The following is a 7917-nucleotide window of genomic DNA, read 5'->3' as shown; positions in this document are numbered from 1 at the left end:
CAGATATGCCGACCGGTCTCGTGGGCTCGGAGAGGTGGATAAGAGACAGGTCTCTGTAGGAGCTGTCGAGCGAAGCGAGGCTGCGATCTTTTGATCTTTCAGTGTTACCAGGCTACGCCAAAACCCGCCGTGTAACGGGTCTTGCTCAGATCCGCATCGTCAGTACCGCTGATAATGTCTCGTTCGGCCTTCAGGTTAAGCGATGCCCAATCGGTCACTTTGTAGCGCAAGCCCATTTCGGCATCGAGTGCGTAATCAGCTACGCCTGACAACGGCTTGCCAACTTCGCCATTGGTGAAGAACTCAACCTTCTTGCCGATCAGGTAACGGTTGTAATCCCACTTCATCGCCAGGGAATAGAAGTTTTTCTTGCTGCCGTCGCTGAACTCATAGTCCGTGCGGTTGACCAGCGAGCCCAAGGAAAAGGCGCCCAGTTCGTTATCCCAGAATTGATAACCGGGGCCGGTACCGACGGTGCGCTGCCGAGCGAGCTCTTCGACCTTGTCGCGCTTGTAATTCAAACGCCCTTGCCAGAACCACTTCTCAGTGAGGAATCGGTCGAGAGAATATTCGGCACGCCAGTTGTCGGTGGTGACTACGTCATCCTGGAATTCGCGGTTGTACTCACCTTCTGCCGTGTGTCGCCATCTGCCATGGCGCGCACTGGTCTTGAAGTCGACGTCATAATCATCAGTGTCTTTTTCGGCACGCTGGTAATCCAGCGCCAAATCGACATGCCCCTTCCATACCAGATCCTCAACCACCGGTTTGGGCTTGAGCATCTGCTGGATACTGGCCAGCTCCACGGTCTTGGGGCCATCGCCGTTGGCCAGGGTGACTTTGCCATCCTCTGCCGCGTGCAGCGACTTGGCCTTCTCACCGGTGTAGGCATCCTGTTTGACCAGCAGTTGCTGATCGCTTTCCAGGGTTTTGACCTGATTCCAGTCGATCGGAACCGCGCCCGCGTACTCGGTCTGAATCAGCAGCTTGCCACCATCGAATACGGTGATTTTGCCGCTCAATTTGTCACCGTTCTTCAACCAGACGGTGTCGGCGAGCAAGGGAGTGGAAGCACTGACGACAGCGAGGCACAGCAAGGTTCTGGACAACATAAGCGAATCGAAGGCTCAACTTTGCGAAAAAAAGTCGGCATTATCCATAGGAATAAGGCCCTAGCAAGGACTGACCCGACTTTTTCTATTGAGTTCATTTCTCAATAGGCGATCCTGGATTTACTCTACAGACGGTCAATTGCGCATTTTTTCAGGAAGCCCGGGACGTGACCGACTCAACCGCTGAAACCGAAAGCGCAGCGCAAATCCGACGCACGGCGCTCTACCTGACCCTGGCGCAAGTGCCCGAGGGCAAAGTCGTGAGTTACGGCCAGCTCGCCGAGCTAGCCGGACTGGGTCGTGCTGCCCGCTGGGTCGGGCGAACACTGAGCCAACTGCCCGGCGACACCAAACTTCCCTGGCACCGAGTACTGGGTGCCGGCGGTCGGATCAGCCTGCCCGTGGGCAGCCCTTCGGGGGATGAACAACGGGCCCGATTGCGCATGGAAGGCATCAGTGTCCTGAACAATCGTGTTGATATTCAGCGCCATGGGTGGCGCCCGGTAGAGCACAGCGGTTAGAGTGCGCGCTTTGTTTCCGTAATCCTTGAGGCAGACTCCAGCCCATGCCCCGTAAAACCTGGCGCGCCGCGCTCGCCGCCTATGCCAGCCCCTCGACGCTCGTGCTGTTGCTGCTTGGTTTCGCCGCCGGCTTGCCCTACATGCTGGTGTTTTCGACGCTTTCAGTCTGGCTGCGCGAGGCCGGTGTTGCCCGCGAAACCATCGGCTATGCAAGCCTGATCGGCCTGGCCTACGCCTTTAAATGGGTCTGGTCCCCGCTGCTCGACCAATGGCGCCTGCCACTTCTTGGCAAGCTTGGTCGACGACGCTCCTGGCTGGTCCTGGCCCAGGCACTCGTAATCCTTGGTCTGATCGGCATGGGATTCTGCGACCCGCAAAAGCACCTGTCCTGGTTGATCGCGATCGCCGTGGTCGTCGCCTTCGCCTCGGCGACGCAAGACATTGCCGTCGATGCCTATCGCCTGGAAATCGCCGACGAAACCCGCCAAGCTGCGCTGGCGGCCAGTTACATGGCCGGTTACCGGGTCGCGGCCCTGCTGGCGACTGCCGGCGCACTGTTCTTCGCCGAAGGCTTCGGCTCCACCGGTTTCAACTATAAGCATGCGGCGTGGACCGGCACCTACGTGCTGTTCGGCGTCTTGATGGTCCCGGCGCTGCTGACCACCGTGTTCATGCGCGAACCGCCGGTGCCTTTGCGCACCCAGTTGCAGGCCGGACGCTACAGCTTTGTGCACCAATTGGCGTCGGTGTTCGTGCTGATCGTGCTGCTGGTGTCCGTACCGGCCATGTTCACCCAGCTCTACAACACTGACTTCGCCAGCGTACTGTTCAACGGCGTCAGCGTACTGGACCTGCTGCTCGAAGACCGTGCGTTCCTGCGGGCGATTCTCTATATCACGCTTACCGGCCTGTGCCTGTCGGCCATGGGCCGCCGTGGCTTGGCCCCGGTGCTGACACCGGTCAACGACTTCATCCTGCGTTACCGCTGGCAAGCCCTGCTGCTGCTCGGGCTGATCGCCACCTATCGGATGTCCGATACGGTCATGGGCGTGATGGCCAACGTGTTCTACATCGACCAGGGGTTCACCAAGGATCAGATTGCCAGCGTCAGCAAGATATTCGGCCTGATCATGACGCTGGTCGGCGCCGGCATGGGCGGCCTGCTGATCGTGCGCTTCGGCATTCTGCCTATCCTGTTCATTGGCGGCGTTGCATCGGCCGGTACCAACCTGCTGTTCCTGATGCTTACAGATATGGGTGCCGATCTGCAGATGCTGATTGTCACTATTTCACTGGATAACTTCAGCTCAGGGCTGGCGACTTCGGCATTTGTCGCTTACCTGTCGAGCCTGACCAATCTCAAGTTCTCCGCCACCCAGTACGCCCTGCTCAGCTCGATCATGCTCCTGCTGCCCCGCCTCATCGGCGGCTACTCAGGGGTTATGGTGGAAAAATTCGGCTATCACAACTTCTTCCTGATCACTGCCCTGCTGGGTGTTCCGACTCTCCTGTTGATCGCGCTGCACTGGTTCCAGGAAAACCGCCGAGCCGGTCCGACCCCGACGCCGGAACCGGTGCAGTCCCAGGTCGCGGAAGAATCGTAGGCACTTAAGCCAGAAGTGTCGCAGAGGGCGGGCAGATTCTCGCCCTCTGCGACACTGCCGGCCGCACTCCTGTACGCCAGCTGATCTCGCCCGTACAATGTTCCGTCATTTCTCGTCATCAGCAACCGACAACGGCCAACCATGCGCACCAGTCAATTTTTGCTCGCCACACAGAAAGAAACGCCTTCCGACGCGGTTGTCATCAGCCATCAGCTGATGCTGCGCGCCGGCATGATCCGCAAACTCGCCTCGGGCCTGTACACCTGGCTGCCCATGGGCTTGCGAGTGATGCGCAAGGTTGAAGCCATCGTGCGTGAAGAAATGAACGCCGCCGGCTCTCTCGAAGTGTTGATGCCGAGCACTCAACCGGCTGAGCTGTGGCAGGAATCCGGTCGCTGGGAAGAATACGGTCCTGAATTGCTGCGCTTCAAGGATCGCCACGGTCGCGACTTCTGTGCCGGCCCGACTCACGAAGAAGTCATCACCGACCTGATGCGCAACGAGCTGAGCAGCTATAAACAGCTGCCGATCAACCTGTATCAGATCCAGACCAAATTCCGTGACGAAATCCGCCCACGCTTCGGTTTGATGCGCGGCCGCGAATTCATCATGAAGGACGCCTATTCGTTCCACGCTGATCAGCCTTCGCTGCAGATCACCTACGATCGTATGCACCAGGCGTACTGCAACGTGTTCACCCGTCTGGGCCTGAAGTTCCGCCCGGTTGAAGCCGACAACGGCTCGATCGGTGGTGCCGGCTCCCACGAGTTCCACGTGCTGGCCGAATCCGGCGAAGACGACATCGTCTTCAGCAACGGTTCCGACTACGCAGCGAACATCGAAAAGGCCGAAGCCGTACCGCGCGAAACCTCTCGTGCCGCGCCTGCCGAAGAGCTGCGTCTGGTCGACACGCCGAACGCCAAGACCATTGCGCAACTGGTCGAGGGCTTCAATCTGCCGATCGAAAAGACCATCAAGACTCTCGTGGTACACGCTGAAGAACAAGGCAAACTGATTGCCCTGATCATCCGTGGCGACCACGAGCTGAACGAAATCAAGGCCGCCAACCAGCCTGGCGTTGCCAGCCCGCTGGTCATGGCTTCCGAAGCTGAACTGCGCGACGCCATCGGCGCCGGCGCCGGTTCTCTTGGCCCGTTGAACCTGCCACTGCCAATCATCATCGACCGTTCCGTCGAGCTGATGAGCGACTTCGGCATCGGTGCCAACATCGACGACAAGCACTACTTCGGCGTGAACTGGGAACGTGATCTGCCGGTTCCGACCGTCGCCGACCTGCGTAATGTCGTGGCCGGTGATCCGAGCCCGGACGGCAAAGGCACCCTGGAAATCAAGCGCGGTATCGAAGTCGGGCACATCTTCCAGCTGGGCAACAAGTACAGCAAAGCGATGAAGTGCGAAGTGCTGGGCGAGAACGGCAAGCCGGTCACCCTGGAAATGGGCTGTTATGGCATTGGCGTATCTCGTGTAGTGGCGGCCGCCATCGAACAGAACAACGACGAGAACGGGATTATCTGGAGCGACGCCCTGGCCCCGTTCCAGGTTGCTCTGGTACCGCTGCGCTACGAAACCGAGCAGGTTCGCGAAGCTACCGACAAGCTCTACGCAGAACTGACTGCCGCCGGCTTCGAAGTGCTGCTGGACGACCGCGACAAGAAAACCAGCCCGGGTATCAAGTTCGCGGACATGGAGCTGATTGGCATTCCACACCGGATCGTGGTCAGTGACCGCGGCCTCGCCGACGGCAATCTGGAATACAAGAGCCGTACAGAGGCCGAGGCGCAAGCGCTGCCGGTCGCTGACGTGCTGTCTTTCCTCCAGGCCCGTATCCGCCGCTGACACCAGATAGAGACGTCATGTTCAAGCGAAACACCTTAGGCCTCGGTAGCGCCGCCCTGTGCGGCGCGCTGCTGGTCAGCGGCTGTGCCAATCAGATGTCACAACGCAACGAGCACGAGGAGCGGGTCGAGCGCAAATTGCTCGATCACAGCCTGCAGATCGATGTCGGCGAGCCCAAGGTGCTTGAGCTGCCACAACGTCGGGTGAAAATCCACGAGCAGAAGACTTTCGAAGTCACCGAGTTCGAAGTCACGCGTCACTACGATCGCTACACGCCTTACCAACCCTGGAGGGAGGTCTATGAGATCCCGCTGGGCGCGGTGGCCGTGGTGGCCGGTGTCGGTGCGAACGTGGTCAACGTGTTCGCCCTCGGCAATCTGCCGGACAGCGTGACGAAGGACTGGCTCAGCTATGGTTTCGCCGGGCTCAACCCGTTCATGAACGCGCAGTCTCATGGTCGGGCACAACAGAACCTGGCGGGTATCGACGAAGTCCAGCGCGACAAGCGCACGGAGTACTCGAGCCTGCCGTGGAGCGAGCGCCCGGTGCAGGTCAAGGCGGCCAAGAACACCTTCGAACTGACCACCGATCGTAACGGCGTGTTGCGCCTGAACCTGCTGGACAGCCCATTCGCCGAACATGACCTCAACCATCTGGGCAAACTGCAGATCAGTGTCGAGGACAACAAGGACGATGTGCACACCGACTCGTCCCTGGCGATCAGCAGCAACTTGCGCGGCAAGCTGCTCGAAGCGCATGGGTTGATTTACGATGACCTTGAAGACGACGAAGTGAGCCAGTGGGTACACCGGGTCAAACGTCTGTCGGAACTGGGGCTGGAAGAAGAAGCCAGCGAGCTGGAACAGAGCCTGATCGAACTGACCCGCAACGATCCCGAGTTGCAGGCCGAATTTCTCAAGTCATTGACCAAGGATGCCGGGCGACTGGTGGCGGATCCGGGACCGAATTAAACCCTTAAAGCTTCGCGAGCAAGCCCGCTCCCACATTGGTTTTGTGAACACCATAAAACCAATGTGGGAGCGGGCTTGCTCGCGAAGGCGTCATTACATTTACCACCGCACCAAAACCCCGCCCCTACCGCTCAAACAACTCCATCTGCTCAAACCCGCCCCGCAAATCCTCCAGCCTCACCCCAATCCCCAACAACCGCACCGGTTTCCCGCCACGGTTAAAGGCTTGGGTCAGCAACAACTGATAACTCCCCAGATCCCGCCCTGCCCCAGCCTGCTCCAAAGTGGTCTGGGTAAAGTCATGGAATTTCACTTTGACAAACGGCTTTCCCGGCCGATAACTGCTGTCGATCCTTGCCATGCGGCCATTCAGGGAGTCCAGCAACTCGGGCAATTTATCCAGGCAACTCACCAGATCCGGCAGGTCCGTGTCGTAGGTATTTTCGACGCTGATCGACTGCCGCCGACTGTCGTTATGCACCAACCGCTCATCGATCCCACGGGCGAGGCTCCAGAGCCGCTCGCCGAAGCTGCCGAATTCGCGCACCAGCGCCAACTTGTCCCACTCGCGCAAATGCGAGCAATCGACGATGCCGAGCCTGCCGAGTTTGTCGGCGGTCACTTTGCCAACACCGTGCAGCTTGCTCACCGGCAAACCACTGACGAAGTCTTCCACCTGATCCGGCGTGATCACGAACAGGCCGTTAGGCTTCTTCCAGTCACTGGCAATCTTGGCGAGAAACTTGTTCGGCGCCACGCCGGCCGACACGGTGATGTGCAACTGGTTGGAGACACGGCGGCGAATGTCCTGGGCGATTCGCGTGGCGCTGCCGCCAAAATGCGCGCTGTCCGACACGTCGAGGTAGGCCTCATCCAGGGAAAGCGGTTCGATCAGGTCGGTGTAATCGCGAAAGATCGTATGAATTTCCTTCGATGCTTCTCTATAGGCCTCCATGCGCGGCTTGACGATGGTCAGGTCCGGACAGAGTTTCAAGGCATGCCCGGAAGACATGGCCGAGCGAACGCCATAAGCCCGCGCTTCATAGTTACAGGTGGCAATCACCCCACGCCGATCCGCCGAGCCGCCCACCGCCAATGGCTTACCGGCCAGGCGCGGGTCGTCACGCATCTCGATGGCGGCGTAGAAACAGTCACAATCGACGTGGATGATTTTTCGCTGCGTCATATAAAAGCGGTGTTCATGGCGAAGAAATGATGTGTTGGTGAGTCGTACCGGCAGTATCTCACTGACACCTGTATATAGCACCAGTACTCTGAATGTTCTTTTTCCTCCGTAGGAAAAGCACACAGGAATTTATTTTCTCAATCGAAAGAGCCCTCTCGATAGAGCCACAAGCCTTGCCCCGCCTGCGTTTCAGACCGGCAAGCCATTGATCTTTTCACCTAAGCGCTTGAATAGGAACAGGTTTTACTGAGATTGAAGGTTGACAGCCCTGCGATCCTCTGTAGAATGCCGACACACAGACGCGGGATGGAGCAGTCTGGTAGCTCGTCGGGCTCATAACCCGAAGGTCGTCGGTTCAAATCCGGCTCCCGCAACCAAACATCAAAAAAGGCTACTCGAAAGAGTGGCCTTTTTTGTGCGCGCCTGTTTTATAAAAATCGGCGGTCTATGCCTTTCGGCACAGAAACAAGAAATCGTTCTGATTCCGAAACTTAGGTCTCCCCTGCGACCGTTCACCGTCGTTTTACACTTATTTGAGCCATACTGGGATTAACGGTTGACACTCCGGCGTTCGCCTGTAGAATGCCGCCACACAGACGCGGGATGGAGCAGTCTGGTAGCTCGTCGGGCTCATAACCCGAAGGTCGTCGGTTCAAATCCGGCTCC

General features: G+C 58.5%; 6 protein-coding genes and 2 tRNA genes. 6 read left to right on the top strand and 2 right to left on the bottom strand.

The window, feature by feature from the left end; all coding sequences use genetic code 11:
- Window positions 1-104: 104 nt before the first annotated feature.
- Complete coding sequence (locus AC1RQB_RS27330) at window positions 105-1112, bottom strand: DUF481 domain-containing protein (RefSeq protein ID WP_008072747.1); 1008 nt, start codon at window positions 1110-1112, stop codon at window positions 105-107.
- Between the two features lie 167 nt (window positions 1113-1279).
- On the opposite strand from AC1RQB_RS27330, the gene AC1RQB_RS27325 reads away from it, so the two are divergent.
- The 4 genes from AC1RQB_RS27325 to AC1RQB_RS27310 all read left to right on the top strand — a co-directional run bounded on the left by AC1RQB_RS27325 (window position 1280) and on the right by AC1RQB_RS27310 (window position 6065).
- Window positions 1280-1633: an MGMT family protein gene (locus AC1RQB_RS27325; RefSeq protein WP_007940587.1), complete on the top strand. Its 354-nt coding sequence runs from the start codon at window positions 1280-1282 to the stop codon at window positions 1631-1633.
- Between the two features lie 44 nt (window positions 1634-1677).
- Entirely contained in the window at window positions 1678-3237 is a 1560-nt protein-coding gene (locus tag AC1RQB_RS27320) for an AmpG family muropeptide MFS transporter (protein ID WP_063342673.1), read from the top strand.
- A gap of 141 nt (window positions 3238-3378) precedes the next feature.
- On the top strand, window positions 3379-5094 hold the full coding sequence (locus AC1RQB_RS27315; RefSeq protein ID WP_008072744.1) for a proline--tRNA ligase: 1716 nt from the start codon (window positions 3379-3381) through the stop codon (window positions 5092-5094).
- A 17-nt stretch (window positions 5095-5111) separates the two neighbouring features.
- Entirely contained in the window at window positions 5112-6065 is a 954-nt protein-coding gene (locus AC1RQB_RS27310) for a hypothetical protein (RefSeq protein ID WP_008072742.1), read from the top strand.
- Window positions 6066-6189: 124 nt separating this feature from the next.
- Here the strand turns inward: AC1RQB_RS27310 and dinB are convergent, their stop codons facing one another.
- The gene (gene dinB / locus AC1RQB_RS27305) at window positions 6190-7251 is read right to left on the bottom strand and encodes a DNA polymerase IV (RefSeq protein ID WP_063342672.1); all 1062 of its coding nucleotides are present in this window, start codon (window positions 7249-7251) and stop codon (window positions 6190-6192) included.
- 300 nt (window positions 7252-7551) lie between these two features.
- On the opposite strand from dinB, the gene AC1RQB_RS27300 reads away from it, so the two are divergent.
- Both AC1RQB_RS27300 and AC1RQB_RS27295 read left to right on the top strand, forming a co-directional pair.
- Window positions 7552-7628 (top strand) — tRNA-Met (locus AC1RQB_RS27300).
- A gap of 223 nt (window positions 7629-7851) precedes the next feature.
- A tRNA-Met gene (locus AC1RQB_RS27295) sits at window positions 7852-7917 on the top strand.

The organism is Pseudomonas sp. GW822-FHT02E03, assembly GCF_058802325.1.
The sequence above is the reverse complement of the archived record's forward strand: the minus strand, read 5'-3'. Positions and strand labels throughout refer to the sequence as shown.

Bases quoted from the DNA above. Each gene is read 5' to 3' on its own strand.
- AC1RQB_RS27320 (WP_063342673.1), top strand. From the start codon at position 1,678: ATGCCCCGTAAAACCTGGCGCGCCGCGCTCGCCGCCTATGCCAGCCCC.
- AC1RQB_RS27315 (WP_008072744.1), top strand. From the start codon at position 3,379: ATGCGCACCAGTCAATTTTTGCTCGCCACACAGAAAGAAACGCCTTCC.
- AC1RQB_RS27310 (WP_008072742.1), top strand. From the start codon at position 5,112: ATGTTCAAGCGAAACACCTTAGGCCTCGGTAGCGCCGCCCTGTGCGGC.
- AC1RQB_RS27330 (WP_008072747.1), bottom strand. From the start codon at position 1,112: ATGTTGTCCAGAACCTTGCTGTGCCTCGCTGTCGTCAGTGCTTCCACT.
- dinB (WP_063342672.1), bottom strand. From the start codon at position 7,251: ATGACGCAGCGAAAAATCATCCACGTCGATTGTGACTGTTTCTACGCC.